We start from the raw sequence: 18587 nt of genomic DNA on the forward strand, positions 1-18587 counted from the left end.
TCCCAGGTGGGTGTGTTACGCCTGTATTAAAGCAGGCAAGGCGCTGCGTATTCCATCGGAATCAAGGGTGTGTCGCACGAGTCACCGAAGGTTCATCCACCCGAAGGGGTGAGTGGCCGACGAACCGTCAGACGACATCCACCCCCTGGACGCCTCCCGGACACGACGAGGCCCCGCCGGTCTCCTCGACCGACGGGGCCTCGTGGTGCAGCGGGCGCCGCCTCGCTCAGCCGGCGGCGAGCACCTCGCGGACCGCGGCCCGCGCCGACTGCGGGTCGGCGGCGGCCAGCGCCACCTCGGCGGCCCGCCGGCAGGTGGCCAGGTCCACCGTCGCCAGCCGGGCGCCCACGCCGGCCACGGAGGACGCGGCGCAGGACAGCGAGGAGATCCCCATGCCGACCAGCACGCAGGCCAGCATCGGGTCGGCGGCCGCCTCGCCGCACACGCCCACGGGCTTGCCGACCCGCTGACCGGCCGCCGCGGTGGCCCGGACCAGCTCCAGCAGGGCCGGCTGCCAGGGGTCGGTCAGGTCGGCCAGGTCGGCCGACAGCCGGTCGGCGGCCAGCGTGTACTGCGACAGGTCGTTGGTGCCGATGGACAGGAAGTCCAGGTGCTCGAGGAACCGGTCGGCCAGGACGGCGACCGAGGGCACCTCGACCATCACGCCGGGCGTCAGGCCCCGTGCGCGCACCTGCGCGGCGAAGTCCGCCGCCTCCGCGACGGTGGCCACCATCGGCGCCATCACCCACGGCGCGGACCCGGTGGCCTGCGCGGCCTGCGCGACGGCGTCGAGCTGGTGGGTGAGCAGCCCCGGGTCCCGCCGGGCGGTGCGCAGCCCGCGGACGCCGAGCGCCGGGTTGGCCTCGTCGGGCGGGGTGGCGAAGGGCAGCGGCTTGTCCGACCCGGCGTCCAGCGTGCGCAGCACGACCTTCCCGCCCGGGAAGGCGGCGAAGACCGCGGCGTAGATCCCGGCCTGCTCCTCCACCGACGGCTCCTCGGTGCGGCCGAAGAAGGCCAGCTCGGTGCGCAGCAGCCCGACGCCCTCGGCGTGCGCCGCGACGGCGGCCTGGGCCCCCGGGCCGTCCTGCACGTTGGCCAGCACCTGCACGGGGTGGCCGTCGCGGGTGGCGCCCGGACCGCGGTAGCCGGCCAGCGCGGCGGCCGCCTCGGCCGAGGCAGCGACCCGGGCCGCCGCCTCCTGCGGGTCCGGGTCGACGGTGACGGTGCCGCGCTCGCCGTCGACCAGGACGACCGTCCCCTCCGGGACGTCGGAGAGCCCGCCCACGCCGACCACGCAGGGCAGGCCGAGCTGGCGGGCGATGATCGCGGTGTGGCTGGTCGCGCCGCCGAGCCGGGTGGCCAGCGCGACGACCCGGGTCGGGTCGAGACCCGCCGTGTCGGCCGGTGCCAGGTCGTCGGCGAGCAGCACCGAGGGCGTCTCGGGCATCGGGACGCCGGGCTCCCCCTGCCCGGTCAGCTCGGCGACGATCCGGTCTCGGACGTCGCGCACGTCGGTCGCCCGCTCCGCCATGACCCCGCCCAGGCTGGTGAACAGCTCGACGAACTGCTCCGCCGCCCCGACCGTGGCGACCTCGGCGGAGGCGCCCTCGCCGATCCGCTGCTCGACCGTCGACAGCAGCCCCCGGTCCCGGGCCAGCTGCGCGGTGGTGTTGAGGACCTCAGCGCTCACCCCGGTCGCCGCGGCGGCGCGGCCGGCCAGCCGCTCCGCCACGGCGTCGGCCGCTGCGGTGAACCGGTCCTTCTCGGCGGCGCGCTCCGCCTCCGGGACGCTCAGCCCGGGGGTCGTGGGCAGCTCGACGGCGCCGACCGGGCGGACGACGGGCCCGAGCGCCACCCCGGGGACCACCGGCGTGCCGGACAGCACGGTCGGGCCGGACGGGGCCTCCGCGGCGGGCCGGGTGCCGGTCGGGGTGCTGGTCATGGATGGCCTCACTGTCTGCTCGGACCCGGTGCGGGCCCGGCCGTCGGAACGGTTCGCGTGGATCTGCAGGGGTGGTGGGAGGGGGCTGGGACGTCGGTGGGTGCGGTGACCAGGGTCACCAACTAGCCTTGACTTGTCAACTGATCCCACGTATAACAACATCGAAACACAAGCATTCCCACACAATCGGGCATCGCAGCACGCCGGTCCCCGCGCGACGCAGCCCACGGAGGTGCCGTGTACGCAGAGGAGCGTCAGCAGGCCATCGCCGGCCTGGTCACCCAGCGCGGGCGGGTCGCCGTGACCGCCGTCGCCGAGCACTTCGGGGTCACCACCGAGACCGTACGACGCGACCTCGCGCTGCTGGAGCGGGCCGGGATGCTCCGCCGGGTCCACGGCGGCGCCGTCCCCGCCGGCGTGTTCACCGTCGTCGAGCCCGGCCTGGGCGAGCGGCGCAACACCCGCACCGAGGCCAAGCGCCGGATCGCGGCCGCGGCGCTGACCCTGCTGCCGGGCAGCACCGGCAGCCTCATCCTCGACGGCGGCAGCACCACCGCGGCGCTGGCCGAGGTGCTCCCCGGCGACCGCGCGCTGGTCGCCGCGACCAACTCCGTCCCGATCGCCGCGCGGCTGGCCGCCTCGCCCGGCATCACGCTGCACGTGCTCGGCGGCCGGGTCCGCGGCATCACCCAGTCCGCGGTCGGCGAGTCCACCCTGGCGGCGCTGGCCGACCTGCGGGCCGACGTCGTCTTCCTGGGCACCAACGGGATCAGCGCCGGGCACGGGTTCTCCACCCCCGACGAGGCCGAGGCCGCGGTCAAGCGGGCCATGGCCCGGGCCGGGCAGCGGGTGGTCGTGCTGAGCGACAGCAGCAAGCTGGGCCGCGAGCACCTGGTGCGCTTCGCGACCGTCGAGGACGTCGACGTCCTGGTGACCGACGACGAAGCCGACCCGGCCGTCGTCGCCGAGCTCGAGTCTTCGGGGATCGAGGTGCTCGTCGCATGACGACCGAACCGACCGCGACCGGGGGGCGGGTGGTCACGCTGACCGCCAACCCCAGCCTGGACCGGACGCTGGCCCTGCCCGGGCCGCTGGAGCGCGGCGCCGTCGCCCGCCTGGGCGGCAGCTCCGGCGAGCCCGGCGGCAAGGGCGTCAACGTGGCCCGGGCGGTCGCGGCGGCCGGCGCCGACGTGGTCTCGGTGCTCCCCGCCGCCGACGACGACCCCGTCGTCCGGGCGCTGCACGCCCTCGGCCTGCAGTTGGCGACCGTGCCCGTGCGCACCCCGGTGCGGACCAACTACACGCTCACCGAGCCCGACGGCACTACCACGAAGCTCAACGAGCCCGGCGCCCGGCTCGACCCGGCCACCCTCACCGCGCTGGAGGCCGCCGTGCGGGCGCACGCCCTCGGTGCGCGGTGGGTCGTGCTGTCCGGCTCGCTGCCGCCCGGCGCCCCGCTGGACTGGTACGCCTCGCTCGTGCGGTCGCTGCGCGGCACCGGCGCCCGGATCGCCGTGGACACCTCCGAGGCGCCGCTGCTGGCCCTGCTGGCCGCCGGGCCGGACGCCGCTCCGGACCTGCTCAAGCCCAACACCGACGAGCTCGCCCAGCTGGCCGGCGTGCCCGAGGAGACGGTCGCCGCCGACCCCGCCGCCGCGCTCGCCGCGGTGGCCGCACTGCACGAGCGCGGCGTCGCCGAGGTGCTGCTGACCCTCGGCGCCGACGGCGCGCTGCTGTCCACCGCCGACGGCGGGCTGTGGTCGGCGCGCCCGCCGCGCACCACGGTCCGCAGCACGGTCGGCGCGGGCGACTCCAGCCTGGCCGGTTACCTGCTCGCCGACCTCGCCGGTCACGACCCGGCCGAGCGGCTGCGGAACGCCGTCGCCTACGGCTCGGCCAGCGCCGCGCTGCCGGGCTCCGCCGTCCCCACCCCGGCCCAGGCCGACCTGGCGGGTGTCGCCGTCACCGCCGGCCCGCCGCCCTCCACCGCTCCCGCCGAGGCCGTCCCGGCCGCCGGTGCCGACGCCCGCTGAGAACCCCCGGGAGATCCACCATGTCCGCACTGATCACGACCGAGCTGGTGGCGCTCGACGCCGACCTCGGTCCCGACAAGGACTCCGTCATCCGACGGCTGGCCGGTCTGGTGGCCGGCGCCGGCCGGGCCACCGGCACCGAGGCGCTGCACGACGACGCGATGGCCCGCGAGGCCAAGGTGGCCACCGGTCTGCCGGGCGGCATCGCCATCCCGCACTGCCGGTCCGGCGCGGTCACCGAGGCGTCGCTGGCCTTCGGCCGGCTCGACCCCCGGGTCGACTTCGGCGCACCCGACGGCCCCGCGGACCTGGTGTTCCTCATCGCCGCGCCGGAGCACGGGGACGCCGACCACCTGACGCTGCTGACCGCGCTGGCCCGCGCACTGGTGCGCCCGGAGTTCGTCGCGTCGCTGCGCGCCGCCGGCTCCGCCGAGGAGGTCGTCGACCTGGTCCAGGACGTCGTCTCCCCCGCCCCCGTCGCCGCGACCACCGGCGCCACCGCTGCGGCAACGCCGGCCCCCGCGACGCCGTCGTCCCCGGGCCGCAGCCTCGTCGCGGTCAGCGCCTGCCCGACCGGCATCGCGCACACCTACATGGCCGCCGACAAGCTCACCGCCGCGGCGAAGGAGATGGGCGTCGAGCTGCACGTGGAGACCCAGGGGTCGTCGGGCTCGACGCCGCTGGACCCGGCGGTGATCCGCGAGGCCGCCGCCGTCATCTTCGCCGTGGACGTCGGGGTCAAGGACCGCGACCGGTTCGCCGGCAAGCCGGTGGTGCAGTCGGGCACCAAGCGGGCGATGAACGAGCCGGAGGTGATGATCCGCGAGGCGCTCGCCGCCGCGGACGACCCGGACGCCCGCCGCGTCGAGGGCGGCGCCGGTGGCGGCACCTCCGGGGCCGCGGCCGGCGGTGGAGGCAAGCCCAGCACCGGGTCAGAGATCCGCCGCTGGCTGCTCACCGGCGTCAGCTACATGATCCCGTTCGTCGCCGCCGGTGGCCTGCTGATCGCGCTGGGCTTCCTGCTCGCCGGCTACCCGGTCGCGCTGACCGACCCTGACTCGGGCAACACGTGGGCCAAGGACTGGGTGCTCAACAACTCCCTGTTCGACCTGCCCACCAGCACTGTCGCCGACCTGAACGGCGGCCTGCCCGGCTACCTGGGCGCGGTGCTGTTCTTCATCGGCTCGCTCGCCTTCTCCCTGTTCATCCCGGCGATGGCCGGCTACATCGCCTACGCGATCGCCGACCGGCCGGGGCTCGCCCCGGGCTTCATCACCGGGCTGGTGGCCGTCCAGGTCAACGCCGGGTTCCTCGGCGCACTGGTCGGCGGCGTCATCGCCGGGTTCGCGGCGCTGTGGCTGAGCCGGCTGAAGGTCGGCCGGGTGGTGCGCGGGCTGATGCCGGTCGTGGTCATCCCGCTGATCGCGACGCTGATCGCCAGCGGCCTCATGGTGATGGTCCTCGGGCGGCCGCTCGCGGCGGCGATCACCGGCCTGACCAACTGGCTCAACGGCCTGTCCGGCACCTCCGCGGTGCTCCTGGGCATCCTGCTCGGCCTGATGATGGCCTTCGACATGGGCGGCCCGGTCAACAAGGCCGCGTACGCCTTCGCCACCGCCGGCCTGGCGAGCTACATCTCCGACCCGACCGAGAACACCGGCCCGCTGGTGATCATGGCCACGGTGATGGGCGCCGGCATGGTGCCGCCGATCGCACTGTCGGTGGCCACCCTCATCCGGCCGAGGGTCTTCACCCCCGCGGAGCAGGAGCAGGGCAAGGCCGCCTGGCTGCTGGGCCTGGCGTTCATCACCGAGGGGGCGATCCCGTTCGCCGCGGCCGACCCGCTGCGCGTCATCCCACCGATCATGATCGGCTCGGCGACCACCGGCGCGATCGTGGCGGCGGCCGGGGTGCAGGCCCAGGCCCCGCACGGCGGCATCGTGGTGTTCTTCGCGATCAACGGTGTCCTGATGTGGCTGCTGGCGATCGCCATCGGCACCGTCGTCGGCGCGCTCGCGGTGGTCGTCGCCAAGAGCATCGGCCGGAAGAAGGGCGAGGACGTCCCCGAGGACGCCGTCGACCTGGCCCACGCGCACAGCCCGGCCGCCGTCCCGGCGCGACCGGCCGCCGTCTGACCGGCAGACTGACCCCAGCACCCCACACCAGAAAGCAGGCACCGATGCCCTCGAAGACCGTGACCGTCGGCTCCGCCGTCGGTCTGCACGCCCGCCCCGCCGCCCTGATCGCCGAGGCGGTGTCGAAGTCCGGGGTGCCGGTCACGCTGGCCACGCCCGGCGGGAACGCGATCGACGCCGGCTCGCCGCTGATGATCATGACCCTCGGCGCCAAGCAGGGCACCGAGGTGACCGTCAGCAGCGACGACGCGGGCGTCCTCGACCGCATCGCCGACATGGTCGCCACCGACCTCGACGCGGAGTAGCCGACCCGGTTCACCCGCACAGACGCCCGTCCCCCTCGGGGGGCGGGCGTCTGTCGTCGCGGTGCCGACCCGGGCCGGACGCAGGACGGCGCCCGTCCCCTGCGGAAGGGACGGGCGCCGTCGGCTCAGCGGGTTCCTCGATCAGCCTTCGCGGGGGACGTCCCCTCGCCAGTCGCCGGTCTCGGTGCCGCGGCTCTCGATGAACTCCTTGAAGCGCTTCACGTCGGCGGTGACCTGCCGGTCGTCGACGCCGACCGCGGCGCCGACCTTCTCCACCACGCCCTGCGGCGCCCAGTCGATCTGCACCATGACCCGGGTCGTGGTGTCGCTGATCTTGTGGAAGGTGACCACGCCGGCGTGCGGGGTGTCGCCGTCGGTGCTCTTCCAGGCCACCCGCTCGTCGGGGTGCTGCTCGGTGATCTCGGCGTCGAACTCGCGCTCGACCCCGCCGATCTTCGTCACCCAGTGGGTGTGCCGGTCGTCGAGCTGCGTGATGCGCTCGACGCCGTTCATGAACTCGGGGAAGCTCTCGAACTGCGTCCACTGGTCGTAGACCTGCCGGATCGGCACGTCCACGTCGATCGACTTCTCCACGTTCGCCACGGGGGGTCCTCCTCTGCTCGGGGATCTCGTGCGTCCGCTGCCTCCCTACCCGGTCGTGCACCACCGACACATCGCCGCACGTCAGCGCGCCCGCCGGCCTGGCGCCCGGGCACCGCGGGCAGGAGGCTGCCCCCGTGGCGGGCGCAGCGCAGCGGTGCACGGTGGTGACCGGCGGGGGTCGCGGCGTCGGACGGGGCATCGTGGAGCGGTTGCTCGCCGACGGCGAGGCGGTCGTCGTGGTCGAGCGGGACCCCGACGCCGCTGCCTGGTGCACCGACCACCCTGCGGCCGACCGGCTGCGGGTCGCGACCGGCAGCGCCGCCGAGCCGGAGGTCGCCGAGCAGGCCGCCGACCTCGCCGAGGGGCTGGGTGCGCTGACCGGCTGGGTGAACAACGCCGCCGTCTTCCGGGACGCCGCCCTGCACACCTCCTCCGCCGCCCAGGTGCTGGACCTGATCACCGGGAACCTGGCCCCGGCCGTGGTCGGCTGCGCGACCGCCGTCCGGCGGATGGCGGCCCGGGGTGGCGGCAGCATCGTGAACGTCTCCAGCCACCAGGCGCAGCGGGCGGTGCGCGGTGCCCTGCCCTACGCGACGGCCAAGGCCGCCGTCGAGGGGCTGACCCGCGCCGCTGCGGTCGACCACGGTCCCGCCGGCGTCCGGGTCAACGCCGTCGCCCTGGGGTCGGTGGAGACCGAGCGGCACCGCTCCTTCCTGGCCGGGCAGGACGCCGGGACGGCCGACCACGTGCAGGCCCAGCTCAGCGCGCTGCACCCGCTCGGCCGGATCGGTCAGGTCGGCGACGTCGCCGGGGTCGTCCGCTTCCTGCTCTCCGACGACGCCGCCTGGGTCACCGGTGTGGTGCTCCCGGTCGACGGCGGCCGGGCCGCCCGCGGCGCCGACCCCGAGGAACGCTGACCCCGCAGCTCAGGCCGCGGCGGGCAGGGCGGCGGCGAGGCTGCCGCGGACCGGACGGCCGGGCAGCAGCAGCATCTGCACCAGGTGGTAGGCGTCGGGCTTGCCGACCCACGTCCCGGTGCCCACAGCGCCCTCCGGGGTCAGCTCGTGGTGCCAGCTGCCCACGGCCGGGTCCAGGAACAGCCGTTCCCCCAGCTCCGCCCACCGGCGCTGCTGGGTCGCGGCGCGGGGGTCCCCGGTCGTCGCGTAGCGCACCGCCGCGGCGGCCACCGCCTCGCACAGGACCCAGTGCATCCGGGCGACGACGACCGGCCGGTCCGACCAGTCCAGCGTGTACGGGAACCCCTCGTGGCCGTCGGCCGCCCAGCCCCGCTCGGCGGCGGCGAGGAACAGCCGGTCGGCGTCCGCGGCCAGCCAGCCGGGGGCGTGCTCGCCGAGCGCGGCGGCCAGGTGCAGGCACAGCCGGGACCACTCGAACTGGTGGCCGACCGTGACGCCGAACGGGCGGAACGGGTCGGCGGGGTGCTCCCGGTTGAAGTCGGGCAGCGGCTCCCACCGCGCGGTGAAGTGCTCGGGCAGCCGCCAGTCCCGCTCCCGGGCCCACCCGTGCACGACCCGCTCGGTGGCCCGCAGCGCGTGGGTGCGCAACCGCGCGGCGGTGCCCGGGTCGGTGGGGGCGAGCGCGTCGGCTGCGGCGAGCGTGGCCTCGACGCCGTGCATGTTGGCGTTGGCGCCGCGGTAGTCCTCGCCCGTGGCCCAGGTGCGGTCGAAGGACTCGGCGGCCAGGCCCTCGTCGTCGTCCCAGAACCGCTGCTCCCAGACCCCCAGCGCCTCGTCGAGCAGCGGGCGGCCGCCGGGCACACCCGCCGCGGTGGCGGTCGCCCCGGCCAGGACGACGAAGGCGTGCACGTAGGCGGCCTTGGTGTCGTCGTCGGTCGCCGCCCGCCAGCCGCCGTGCTCGGCGTCGTGCAGCGGGCCCTCGCGCAGCGCGGTCACCCCGTGCCCGGCGAGCTCGAGTGCACCCGGGTGGTCGAGCAGGGCGGCCAGGCCGAAGACGTGCGTCATCCGGGCGCTGATCCAGGTCTCCACCGGCCGGTCGGGCAGCACCGCGCCGTCCGCTCCCTGGTACCCGAACCCACCGGGCACCCGGGAGCGGGCGGCGAACCCGAGCACGCGGTCGAGGTCGGTCACCCGGCGACGGTAGCGCCGTCGGGACGCATCAGAAGGCGAGCGCCGTGCCGGGGTCGTGCAGCAGCGCGCCGACGTCGGCGAGGAAGCGCGAGCCGAGCTCCCCGTCGATGATCCGGTGGTCGAAGGAGAGTGCCAGCTGGGTCACCTGCCGCACCCGGATCCGGCCCTTGTGCACCCACGGCATCTCGCGGACCGCACCGAACGCCAGGATCGCCGACTCGCCGGGGTTGAGGATCGGCGTCCCGGTGTCGACGCCGAACACCCCGACGTTGGTGATGGTGATCGTCCCGCCGGACATGTCCGCCGGCGACGTCCGCCCCGCCCGCGCGGTGGCGGTCAGCTCGGTCAGCGCTCCGGCCAGCTCGACCAGCGACAGCCGGCCGGCGTCCTTGATGTTGGGCACCACCAGGCCGCGCGGCGTGGCCGCCGCGATGCCCAGGTTGACCGCGCCGTGGACGACGATCTCCTGCGCGGCGTCGTCCCAGGAGCTGTTCACCATCGGGTGCCGCTGCGCGGCCAGCAGCAGCGCCTTGGCCACGAACAGCAGCGGGCTGACCTTCACCCCGGCGAACTCCGGCCGGGCGGCGAGCCGCTCGCGCAGCTTCATCACCCGGGTCACGTCGACGGTGAGGAACTCGGTGACGTGCGGCGCGGTGAACGCGCTGGCCACCATCGCCGCGGCGGTGTGCTTGCGCACCCCCTTGATCGGGATCCGCTGGTCACCCCTCCCGGTTTCGGCGCCGAAACCTGCGGGGGTTTCGGCGCCGAAACCGGCGGGGGCCGGGGTGGCGAGGGCGGCGTCGACGTCGGCGCGGGTGATGACGCCGCCCGGGCCGCTGCCGGTGACCGTCGCCAGGTCGACGCCGAGGTCCTTGGCGTACTTGCGCACCGGGGGCTTGGCCAGCGGCCGCAGCGCGCCCCGGCCGGACACCGGTGAGGACGTCGGCGCCGGCTGCGTGTCCGCCGCGGTCACGTGCGCCTCGGCGGCGCGGCCGGTCTCCAGACCACCGTGCCGGACCGGCTTGACCGTCGCGTCCGGGGCGGTGGCCAGCAGCGGCGGGCGCTCGCCGCCCGAGCCGTAGTCGGCCTCCGGCAGCACCTGCGGCGCCGTCGCCCGGGCGGCCGCGCCGGCTCCGTTCCGCCGGGGACGGCGGGTCGCCTCGGTGCTCCGGGGTCCGTAGCCGACCAGGACGGCGGTGCGCCCGTTGGCGCCGGTCTCCCCGATCAGGCCCGAACCGGCCGGCTCGGCCGCGGCGGGTGCGGCGGGTGCGGCCGGGCCGTCCCCGCCGAGGTCGATGGTGATGATCGGGGCACCGACGTCGACCGTCGTCCCCGGCTCGTAGAGCAGCTCGGTCACCGTCCCGGCGAACGGGCTGGGCAGCTCCACGGCGGCCTTCGCCGTCTCCACCTCGCAGAGCGGCTGGTTGACGGTGACGGTGTCACCGACGGCGACCAGCCACGACAGGATCTCCCCCTCGGTGAGCCCCTCACCGACGTCGGGCAGCTTGAACTGGCGCAGGTCCGGCATCAGAACCCCAGCGATCGGTCGACGGCGTCGAGCACGCGGTCGAGGTCGGGGAGGTACTCCTCCTCCAGCTTGGACGGCGGGTAGGGGGTGTCGTACCCGCCCACCCGGAGCACCGGCGCCTCCAGGGAGTGGAAGCACTCCTCGGTGACCCGGGCGGCGATCTCCGACCCCAGCCCCAGGGTCACCGGCGCCTCGTGCACGACGACGCAGCGGCCGGTCCGGCGGACCGAGTCGAACACCGGGCCGAGGTCCAGCGGGGAGACGGTGCGCAGGTCGATCACCTCGAGCGACCGGCCCTCCTCGGCGGCGGCCTGGGCCGCCTGCAGCGCCGTCTTCACCATCGGGCCGTAGGCCAGGACGGTCACGTCGTCGCCGCCGCGGACCACCCGGGAGGCGAACAGCGGGTCGGGGGTGCCGTCGACGTCGACCTGCCCCTTCTCCCAGTACCGGCGCTTCGGCTCGAGGAACACGATCGGGTCCGGGTGCGCGATCGCCTGCTGGATGCCCCAGTACGCGTCCGAGGGGGTGCTGACGGCGACCACCTTGAGGCCCGCGGTGTGCGCGAAGTACGCCTCCGGGCTCTCGCTGTGGTGCTCGACCGCGCCGATGCCGCCGCCGAAGGGGATGCGGATGACGATCGGCATCGGCAGCCGGCCCTTGGAGCGGGCGTGGATCTTGGCGACCTGGGTGACGATCTGGTTGTAGGCGGGGAAGACGAACCCGTCGAACTGGATCTCGCAGACCGGCCGGTAGCCGCGCATGGCCAGCCCGACCGCGGTGCCCAGGATGCCGGCCTCGGCCAGCGGGGTGTCCACGACGCGGTCGTCGCCGAAGTCCTTCTGCAGGCCGTCGGTGATCCGGAAGACCCCGCCGAGCTTGCCGATGTCCTCGCCCATGAGCAGGACCTTGGCGTCGTTCTCCATCGCCTTGCGCAGGCCGAGGTTGAGCGCCTTGCCGATGGTGAGCGTCTCGGTCACTTCTCCCCCTCGAAGCTGGCGTGGTAGGCCACGAACTCCTCGCGCTGGCGGGCCAGCTCGGGGGTCTGCTCGGCGTAGACGTGGTCGAAGATCTCGGTGCCGGCCGGGTCGGCCATCTCCAGCGTGCCCCGGCGGATCCGGGCCGCCAGCTCGTCGCCCTCGGCGTCGACGGAGGCGAAGAACTCCGCGTCGGCCGTGCCGGAGCGGGACAGGTGGGCCTTGAGCCGGGCGATCGGGTCGCGCAGCTTCCACTCCTCCAGCTCGCTGGCCAGCCGGTAGCGGGTCGGGTCGTCGGAGGTGGTGTGCGCGCCCATCCGGTAGGTGAAGGCCTCGATGAAGGTCGGACCCTGGCCCTCCCGGGCCGCGGCGAGCGCCGCCCGGGTGACCGCGAGGACGGCGAGGACGTCGTTGCCGTCGACTCGGACGCCGGGGAAGCCGAACCCGGCGGCGCGCTGGTACAGCGGCACCCGGGACTGCCGCTCGATCGGCACGCTGATCGCGTACTGGTTGTTCTGGCAGAAGAAGACGACCGGTGCGGAGAACGTCGCCGCCCAGATCATCGCCTCGTTGACCTCGCCCTGGCTGGTGGCGCCGTCGCCGAGGAAGGCCAGCGCCGCGCTCTCCGCGCTGTCGCGCTGCAGACCCATCGCGTAGCCGGTGGCGTGCAGCGTCTGCGCGCCGATGACCACGGTGTAGAGGTTGAAGTTGGTCGCGACCGGGTCCCAGCCGCCCTGGTCGACGCCGCGGAACAGGCTCATCACGTGGAGCGGGTCGACGCCCCGGGTCCAGGCGACGCCGTGCTCGCGGTAGGTCGGGAAGGCCATGTCGTCGGCGGCCAGCGCGCGTCCGGCGCCCACCTGCGCGGCCTCCTGGCCCAGCAGCGAGGCCCAGATGCCGAGCTCGCCCTGCCGCTGCAGCGCGGTGGCCTCGACGTCCCAGCGGCGGACCAGGGCGAGGTCGCGGTACAGCCCGCGCAGCTCCTCGTCGCTGACGTCGAGGGAGTAGTCGGGGTGCTCGACGCGCTCGCCCTCCGGGGTGAGCAGCTGCACCAGGTCGGGTTGACCGGGCAGGTGGGGGGCGCCGGCCCCGGGTACGGGGTCGACCACCTCGGTGGTCTGCGACAGCGTGCTCATGCCCATCTCCTGCCGTCTCGCGGGGCCGGGGTCACCGACCGCCCGTCGTCGGACGTCTCCGCGGCGCCGGGGTGTGGCACCACTCACACATCGTGGCACGCGGGACCGCGCAGGGAGCACACCACCACGGGGCCTTTCTGCGCAACACCCTCACCCGGCGGTGCGCACGATGACCACCGCAGGGCGGTTGGCACGTGTCAGACTGAGCAACGTGCCCGCCGTCCCGGACCGTCTGGACGCCACCGACGCGCGGCTGCTGCTGGCGCTGTCCGCGGACCCTCGGGCCACGGTGCTCTCCCTCGCCCAGACCCTCGGCCTGGCCCGCAACACCGTCCAGTCCCGGCTGGCCCGGCTGGAGTCCGGCGGCGTGCTGGACCCCTTCGAGCGCCGGGTCCGCCCGGAGGCGCTCGGCTACCGGCTCGGCGCCTACGTGACGGTGCAGGTCGTGCAGCGCAGCCTCGCCGACGTCGGCGAGGCGCTGGCCGCGATCCCCGAGGTGCTCGAGGTCATCGGGCTGTCCGGGGTCGCCGACCTGCTGGTGCAGGTGGTCGCGGTCGACGCCGACGACCTGTGGCGGATCACCGAGCAGGTGCTGGCCATCCCCGGCGTGCAGCGCACCGACACCAACCTGGCGCTGCGCCGCTTCGTCGACCACCGGATGACCCCGCTGCTGGAGCGGGCCGCCGGCACCGCCCCCGTCGACGGCGGCTGACCCTCAGCGCCGCCGGCGGACCCGCACCGGCCCACGGGCGGTGGCCACGTCGACCACCTCGCCCCGCTGGGTCACCTCGACCTCGCCGGCCGCGGCCAGCCGCCCCGCCGCGGCCCGGGCCGCCGGCATCAGCTCCCGCCAGCCCTCGGGGTCGACCGCCCGGGCCGCCTCCGACGGGCAGATCGTCGTCCCCGCCCGGCGCTCGTCCAGCAGCGCGTCGATGGTCCGCTCCAGCGCCCGGTCGACGTCCTCCACCGGCCCAGGATGCGCCGGCCGCGCCGGGCGCGCCCGGCCGGGCGCCGCGCGTGCTGGGATGGCCCGGTGCCCACCCCGCCTCCGCCGGCCCGCCTCGGGCTCGGTCTCGCCGCCGCTGGCCGGCCCGCCTACCTGACCCTCGGCCGGGACGTCGACCTGCCGGGCGACCGCTCGCCGGCCGCCCTGCAGGCCCGGACGCACGCGCTGCTCGACGCCGCGACCGCGCTGGGCGTCGAGTACGTCGACACCGCCCGGTCCTACGGCCGGGCCGAGGAGTTCCTGGGCTCCTGGGTGCGGGAGACGGGCCAGACGCCCTTCGTGGCCAGCAAGTGGGGCTACCGGTACGTCGGCGACTGGCGCCGGGACGTCGACGTGCACGAGGTCAAGGACCACGGGGCGGCCGCCTACGAGGCCCAGCTGGCCGAGACCACCGCGCTGCTGGGGCCGTGGCTGCGGCTGTACCAGGTGCACTCGCTCACCGCCGACAGCCCGCTGTGGGACGACCGGCCGCTGCAGCAGCGGATGGCCCGGCTGCGCGCCGACGGCGTCGAGCTGGGCTTCTCGACCTCGGGGCCGGCCCAGGCCGACGCGGTCCGCCGGGGGCTGGCGCTCACCGTCGACGGCGCACCGTTGTTCACCAGCGTCCAGTCGACCTGGAACCTGCTGGAGCCCTCCGCCGGGCCGGCGCTGGCCGAGGCCGCCGCGGCCGGGGCGCGGGTCGTGGTCAAGGAGGGCGTGGCCAACGGCCGGCTGACCGACCGCGGCGCCGACCCGGGCAGCGGGCTCGCCCGGGCGGCCCGCGAGCGCGGCGTGGGGGTGGACGCCCTGGCCCTGGCCTGCGCGCTGGCCCAGCCCTGGTGCTCCGTCGTCCTGTCCGGCGCGGTCACCGTCGCCCAGCTGGAGAGCAACGCCGCGGCCCGCGACCTGGTCGCCGGCGTGGGGCCGGAGGAGTGGCTGCAGCCGGAGGAACCGGCGGCGTACTGGTCGGCGCGCAGCCGGATGGGCTGGGGTTGACCGGTTTCACGCCTCAGGGACGCCGGGTAGGGCGCGATCATGGCGACGCACACCTCCCGGACCGGCATCGGCACCCTCGGCTGGGTGCTGCGCGGCGCGGCCGCCGGCGCCGCGGGCACCAGCGCACTGAACGCCGTCACCTACCTGGACATGGTCGGCCGCGGGCGCGGCACCAGCTCCACCCCGGAGCAGACCGTCGAGGCGCTGGCCGAGAAGGCGCACGTGCAGATCCCCGGCGACGAGGAGACGCGGTCGAACCGGGTGCAGGGGTTGGGGCCGCTCACCGGGCTGGTCGCCGGGATCGGCGTGGGGGTGCTGGCCGGGCTGGCCCGCGCGGCCGGGTTCCGCACCCCGCCGCTGGTCGGGACGGCGCTGACCACCGCCGGCGTGCTGGTCGCCGCCAACGGCCCGATGACGGTGCTGGGCATCACCGACCCGCGCACCTGGTCGACGACCGACTGGGTCAGCGACGTCGTCCCGCACCTGGCCTACGCCGCGGTCGTGCGGACGACGATGGACGCCTTCGACCGCTGATGGAGTGCCAGGGGCGCGTTCTCCGCGCCGTGGCACTCCACGTCAGCGCCAGCCGCCGTCGTCGACGCCGCCGGGCACCGGGGCGTCGGGGTCGTAGGGCGTGCGGGTGAAGACGAACGTCGCCAGCTCCAGGTGGTCCGGCGCGATCCGCAGCGTCTCCCCGGCGTAGTAGCCGTCCAGGCCCACGAAGGTGCCGTCCTCCCGGGCGGCGAACCGGCTGGCCCGGCCGCTGCGCCCGGGCAGCGGCCCCAGGTGCAGCAGCCCCCCGGCCTGCGCGCGGAGCACGTGCGGCGTCGGACCCCAGAACCAGGTGCCGAGCAGGTCCAGGGCCACCGGCGGCGGGGACGGCGCCCAGGCCTCCACGACCCGCGGCTCGGCGGCGCGCAGGTCGGCCAGCAGCCCGGGCACCAGCGGCTCGAGCCCGCTGGTGGTGTTGGCCAGCGAGACCCCGCCGGCCTGCTCGGCCCGGTCGACGAACACCCCGGCGAGGAAGCCGGGCATCGAGCCGCCGTGCCCGACCAGCACCGCGCCGTCGACCCGCACCACCTGCAGCCCGAGCCCGTAGGCCGACCAGCCCGGGACGGAGGGGTCGACGCCGGCCGGCACGGCCATCTCCTCCAGCGTGGCCGGCGACAGCACCTCCGCGGTGTCGCCGAGCAGGAAGGCGGCGAACCGGCCGAGGTCCGCCAGCGTCGCCCACAGCTGACCGGCGGCCGCCATCACGCCCGCGTCGTGCTCGGGCTCGGGCAGGACGACCCCTGCCCACGGGTGCACGGCCGCCCCCTGCGCCGCGCGGCCGGTGGGGCGCGGGCTGGTGCGGGTCATGCCCAGCGGTGCGAGGACCTCCTCGCGGACGACGTCGGCCCACGGGCGGCCGCGGTGCCGCGCCACCAGCTCCCCGAGCAGCCCGAAGCCGAGGTTGGAGTAGTGGAACCGGCGGGCCGCGCCGAGCACGACGTCCTGGTCGGTCAGCCGCAGCTCCTCCAGCGACCCGCCGGGCACCCGCTCCCACCAGCCGCCGGGGCTCTCCGAGGTGGCGCCGGCCAGGTGCGACAGCAGCTGGCCGACGGTGCGCTCACCCAGCGGGGTGCCCGGCACGTGCCGCTCGAGCGGGTCGTCCAGCCCCAGCCGGCCCTCGTCGCGCAGCCGCATCACCGCGACGGCGGTGACCGTCTTGCTGATCGAGCCGATCCGGTACTGGACGTCGGTGTGCGGCTCGGCGACGGCACCCCGGCCGGTCGACCAGGCCAGGCCGCCGTCCCGGACGACGCCGGCCACCAGGCTGGGCGCCCGGCCGTCGCGCTGGACCCGGGCGGTGCGGGCCAGCAGCGTGCGCGCGGTGGAGGGCAGGACCGGTTCGACCATGCGCGGAGGCTAGCCAGCGACCGCGGCGGGCGTGTCGAGCGGCAGCCGGCCGGTGCGCCGGGCCCAGCGCTCGAACACGACCGTGCACAGCGGCGGGACGGAGGCGACCAGCGCGAGCAGCGCGGTGCGCGGCGTCCAGCGCAGCACCCGCCAGGCCAGCAGGCTGACCAGGACGTAGCCGACGAAGACCGCGCCGTGCACCGGGCCGGCCAGCTGGACGCCGAGCTCGGAGGTGCGCAGCACCCACTTGACGAACATCCCGGCGAGCAGGAGCACCCAGGACACCGCCTCGGCGACGGCGACGGCGCGGAACACCCGCGACACGGTGCGGGGGTCGGTCAGGGCTGCGGGCACGGCGTTCCTCCGGTCGGTGGGGCGGCCAGGTCATCGTGCCGCCCGGGCCCGTGTGGCCCCGCGCACGCCCCTGGACCGACGGTGCCCCGGCCACCGTGAGGCGGCCGGGGCACCGGTGTGCGGTCGCTCTGCTACCCGAGGCGGCGCATGGCGGTGATGCTGCCCATGGCGTCGATGCTGGAGATCTTGACCACGTCACCGGACGTCGGCGCGTGCACCATCTGGCCGTTGCCGATGTAGATGCCGATGTGGCTGACCGGGCTGTAGAAGGCGACGAGGTCACCCGGCTGGAGCTGGGCGCGGGTCACCGCGGTGCCCATCCGGGCCTGCGTGCTGCTGGAGTGCGGCAGCGAGATCCCGGCGGCGGCGTAGGCGAACTGGGTCAGCCCGGAGCAGTCGAACGAGTCCGGGCCGGCGGCCGCCCAGACGTAGGGCTTGCCCTTCTGGGCCAGCGCGGTGCTGACCGCGGTCGCCGCGGCACCGCTGGCAGCCGGGGCTGCAGCGGCCGGTGCAGCCGCCGCGCTCGAGGAGCTGGACGAACCGGCCGAGCTGCTGCCGGCCGAGCTGGACTGGGCCCGCTCCGCCCGGGAGGCGGCCTGGCTGGCCCGCGCAACGGCGTCGGCGGCGGCGGCCCGTGCGGCGGCAGCCGCCTCGGCCTCGGCCCGGGCCTTCTCCTCCGCGGAGAGCCGGTCGTAGGCCGCCTTGTACTCGGCGATCTGGGTGTCGAGGTCGGCCTGCTGGGCGGCGACCTGGTCGACCAGCGTCTGCGCGTCGGCGGTCGCCTTCTCGGCGGCGGCCTCGGCGGCGTCGGCCTGCTCGGTCGCGGCCTGCGCCGCGGCGAGCACCTCGTTGTTGTGGTCGGCGATCGTGCCGAGGGTGCCGACCCGGTCGAGCATGTCGTCGGCGGAGGTGCTGCTCAGCATCGCCTGCAGGGTGCTCAACTGGTCGCCGGTGTAGGCGCTGCGCGCCACCTGGCGGACCTGGTCCCGGGCGGTGCCCACAGCGGCCTCGGCGGCCTGCACCTGCTGGCGGGCCTGCTCGGCCTCCGCCTGCTTGGTGGTCAGCGCCTCGCGGGCGTCGTTGAACCGCTCCGTGACGACCTCGAGGTCGTGACCGCGGGCCGCGACGAGGGCCGCGGCCTCCTGGGAGGTGGTCGGCTGCTCCGGGGCGGCGAACGCCGGCAGCGGAGCGAGGACGACGCCGCCGGCGGCGACCAGGGTGAGGAGGACCCGACGGCCGGTGAGGCCACGACGGGCAGAGCGGTGCGTACTCGCCATGTTCGGCGGGTGTGTCCTTTCTTCCACCTGCCGCCTACCGAGTTAGCTGACGGGTTCGGGCGGGAAGACACCCGGTACCTCGTGCCCGTGCGCGGGCAGCGAGGTGCTTCACCCCAGTGCTGCGGTGGGTCCCCGGTCCACGGGCTCGCGGGTGTCGCTGCGAGCCGCTGTGGTTCGGCGGCGGTCCTGGCGGTCGCCACCGCGGCGGTGGCTGAGCTGCCCGTTCGGACCGTCGCCGACCGTACGTGCGGAGTGGACTGATGACAAACGCCTCGTCCAGATTTGTGGAGAAACTCCTGGCGTGTGCTCCGA

At 75.6% G+C, this 18587-nt stretch carries 18 protein-coding genes and 1 riboswitch; of the genes, 8 read left to right on the forward strand and 10 right to left on the reverse strand.

Features of this window, described 5'->3' with window-relative positions; all coding sequences use genetic code 11:
* Positions 1 to 226: 226 nt before the first annotated feature.
* Positions 227 to 1942 carry a phosphoenolpyruvate--protein phosphotransferase gene (locus tag MODMU_RS24790; RefSeq protein ID WP_014743160.1) on the reverse strand — a complete coding sequence of 572 codons (1716 nt, stop codon included), beginning with the start codon at positions 1940 to 1942 and terminating at the stop codon, positions 227 to 229.
* A gap of 237 nt (positions 1943 to 2179) precedes the next feature.
* On the opposite strand from MODMU_RS24790, the gene MODMU_RS24795 reads away from it, so the two are divergent.
* Genes MODMU_RS24795 through MODMU_RS24810 form a run of 4 tightly spaced genes read left to right on the forward strand, consistent with a single transcriptional unit; the run spans position 2180 to position 6415 of the window.
* Entirely contained in the window at positions 2180 to 2947 is a 768-nt protein-coding gene (locus tag MODMU_RS24795; protein ID WP_014743161.1) for a DeoR/GlpR family DNA-binding transcription regulator, read from the forward strand.
* Complete coding sequence (locus MODMU_RS24800) at positions 2944 to 3975, forward strand: 1-phosphofructokinase family hexose kinase (protein ID WP_014743162.1); 1032 nt, start codon at positions 2944 to 2946, stop codon at positions 3973 to 3975. Before MODMU_RS24795 ends, MODMU_RS24800 begins: the two co-directional genes overlap by 4 nt.
* Before the next feature lie 20 nt (positions 3976 to 3995).
* On the forward strand, positions 3996 to 6110 hold the full coding sequence (locus MODMU_RS24805; RefSeq protein ID WP_014743163.1) for a PTS fructose transporter subunit IIABC: 2115 nt from the start codon (positions 3996 to 3998) through the stop codon (positions 6108 to 6110).
* A 44-nt stretch (positions 6111 to 6154) separates the two neighbouring features.
* Positions 6155 to 6415: an HPr family phosphocarrier protein gene (locus MODMU_RS24810; protein WP_014743164.1), complete on the forward strand. Its 261-nt coding sequence runs from the start codon at positions 6155 to 6157 to the stop codon at positions 6413 to 6415.
* A 141-nt stretch (positions 6416 to 6556) separates the two neighbouring features.
* On the opposite strand, the gene MODMU_RS24815 is transcribed toward MODMU_RS24810, so the two are convergent.
* Positions 6557 to 7018 (reverse strand): SRPBCC family protein, encoded by a 462-nt coding sequence (locus MODMU_RS24815; protein ID WP_014743165.1) that lies wholly within the window; start codon positions 7016 to 7018, stop codon positions 6557 to 6559.
* A gap of 134 nt (positions 7019 to 7152) precedes the next feature.
* Between MODMU_RS24815 and MODMU_RS24820 the strand changes: the two genes are divergently transcribed.
* Positions 7153 to 7935 carry an SDR family NAD(P)-dependent oxidoreductase gene (locus MODMU_RS24820; RefSeq protein ID WP_014743166.1) on the forward strand — a complete coding sequence of 261 codons (783 nt, stop codon included), beginning with the start codon at positions 7153 to 7155 and terminating at the stop codon, positions 7933 to 7935.
* A gap of 9 nt (positions 7936 to 7944) precedes the next feature.
* Here MODMU_RS24820 and MODMU_RS24825 read toward each other — a convergent pair whose 3' ends face one another.
* From MODMU_RS24825 to pdhA, 4 genes are read right to left on the reverse strand one after another with little or no spacing between them, the layout of a single operon-like run.
* Positions 7945 to 9126 (reverse strand): AGE family epimerase/isomerase, encoded by a 1182-nt coding sequence (locus MODMU_RS24825; protein WP_014743167.1) that lies wholly within the window; start codon positions 9124 to 9126, stop codon positions 7945 to 7947.
* A 28-nt stretch (positions 9127 to 9154) separates the two neighbouring features.
* A complete protein-coding gene (locus MODMU_RS24830; protein WP_014743168.1) occupies positions 9155 to 10654 on the reverse strand; it encodes a dihydrolipoamide acetyltransferase family protein in 1500 nt (499 codons plus the stop codon).
* Complete coding sequence (locus MODMU_RS24835) at positions 10654 to 11631, reverse strand: alpha-ketoacid dehydrogenase subunit beta (RefSeq protein WP_014743169.1); 978 nt, start codon at positions 11629 to 11631, stop codon at positions 10654 to 10656. The genes MODMU_RS24830 and MODMU_RS24835 overlap by 1 nt, the downstream gene beginning before the upstream one ends.
* Positions 11628 to 12764, reverse strand: a complete 1137-nt coding sequence (pdhA, locus tag MODMU_RS24840; protein ID WP_014743170.1) for a pyruvate dehydrogenase (acetyl-transferring) E1 component subunit alpha — start codon at positions 12762 to 12764, stop codon at positions 11628 to 11630. Before pdhA ends, MODMU_RS24835 begins: the two co-directional genes overlap by 4 nt.
* 211 nt (positions 12765 to 12975) lie before the next feature.
* On the opposite strand from pdhA, the gene MODMU_RS24845 reads away from it, so the two are divergent.
* Positions 12976 to 13476, forward strand: coding sequence for an Lrp/AsnC family transcriptional regulator (locus MODMU_RS24845; RefSeq protein WP_014743171.1), 501 nt, complete (start codon positions 12976 to 12978; stop codon positions 13474 to 13476).
* Positions 13477 to 13479: 3 nt separating this feature from the next.
* Here the strand turns inward: MODMU_RS24845 and MODMU_RS24850 are convergent, their stop codons facing one another.
* On the reverse strand, positions 13480 to 13731 hold the full coding sequence (locus MODMU_RS24850; protein ID WP_014743172.1) for a DUF3253 domain-containing protein: 252 nt from the start codon (positions 13729 to 13731) through the stop codon (positions 13480 to 13482).
* 66 nt (positions 13732 to 13797) lie between these two features.
* On the opposite strand from MODMU_RS24850, the gene MODMU_RS24855 reads away from it, so the two are divergent.
* Positions 13798 to 14745, forward strand: a complete 948-nt coding sequence (locus tag MODMU_RS24855) for an aldo/keto reductase (RefSeq protein ID WP_014743173.1) — start codon at positions 13798 to 13800, stop codon at positions 14743 to 14745.
* Between the two features lie 39 nt (positions 14746 to 14784).
* The gene (locus tag MODMU_RS24860) at positions 14785 to 15279 is read left to right on the forward strand and encodes a hypothetical protein (RefSeq protein WP_014743174.1); all 495 of its coding nucleotides are present in this window, start codon (positions 14785 to 14787) and stop codon (positions 15277 to 15279) included.
* 42 nt (positions 15280 to 15321) lie between these two features.
* On the opposite strand, the gene MODMU_RS24865 is transcribed toward MODMU_RS24860, so the two are convergent.
* The 3 genes from MODMU_RS24865 to MODMU_RS24875 form a co-directional block, all read right to left on the reverse strand.
* Positions 15322 to 16644, reverse strand: coding sequence for a serine hydrolase domain-containing protein (locus tag MODMU_RS24865; RefSeq protein ID WP_014743175.1), 1323 nt, complete (start codon positions 16642 to 16644; stop codon positions 15322 to 15324).
* A 9-nt stretch (positions 16645 to 16653) separates the two neighbouring features.
* Positions 16654 to 16998, reverse strand: coding sequence for a DUF3817 domain-containing protein (locus tag MODMU_RS24870; RefSeq protein WP_014743176.1), 345 nt, complete (start codon positions 16996 to 16998; stop codon positions 16654 to 16656).
* A 131-nt stretch (positions 16999 to 17129) separates the two neighbouring features.
* Positions 17130 to 18275: a C40 family peptidase gene (locus MODMU_RS24875; RefSeq protein WP_014743177.1), complete on the reverse strand. Its 1146-nt coding sequence runs from the start codon at positions 18273 to 18275 to the stop codon at positions 17130 to 17132.
* A 16-nt stretch (positions 18276 to 18291) separates the two neighbouring features.
* A riboswitch (cyclic di-AMP (ydaO/yuaA leader) is annotated at positions 18292 to 18465 on the reverse strand.
* Positions 18466 to 18587 lie beyond the last annotated feature (122 nt).

It is taken from the genome of Modestobacter italicus (assembly GCF_000306785.1).
In the GTDB taxonomy this organism is placed as follows: domain Bacteria; phylum Actinomycetota; class Actinomycetes; order Mycobacteriales; family Geodermatophilaceae; genus Modestobacter; species Modestobacter italicus.

Bases quoted from the DNA above. Each gene is read 5' to 3' on its own strand.
- MODMU_RS24790 (WP_014743160.1), bottom strand. From the start codon at position 1,942: ATGACCAGCACCCCGACCGGCACCCGGCCCGCCGCGGAGGCCCCGTCC.
- MODMU_RS24800 (WP_014743162.1), top strand. From the start codon at position 2,944: ATGACGACCGAACCGACCGCGACCGGGGGGCGGGTGGTCACGCTGACC.
- MODMU_RS24805 (WP_014743163.1), top strand. From the start codon at position 3,996: ATGTCCGCACTGATCACGACCGAGCTGGTGGCGCTCGACGCCGACCTC.
- MODMU_RS24810 (WP_014743164.1), top strand. From the start codon at position 6,155: ATGCCCTCGAAGACCGTGACCGTCGGCTCCGCCGTCGGTCTGCACGCC.
- MODMU_RS24830 (WP_014743168.1), bottom strand. From the start codon at position 10,654: ATGCCGGACCTGCGCCAGTTCAAGCTGCCCGACGTCGGTGAGGGGCTC.
- pdhA (WP_014743170.1), bottom strand. From the start codon at position 12,764: ATGAGCACGCTGTCGCAGACCACCGAGGTGGTCGACCCCGTACCCGGG.
- MODMU_RS24860 (WP_014743174.1), top strand. From the start codon at position 14,785: ATGGCGACGCACACCTCCCGGACCGGCATCGGCACCCTCGGCTGGGTG.
- MODMU_RS24865 (WP_014743175.1), bottom strand. From the start codon at position 16,644: ATGGTCGAACCGGTCCTGCCCTCCACCGCGCGCACGCTGCTGGCCCGC.
- MODMU_RS24875 (WP_014743177.1), bottom strand. From the start codon at position 18,275: ATGGCGAGTACGCACCGCTCTGCCCGTCGTGGCCTCACCGGCCGTCGG.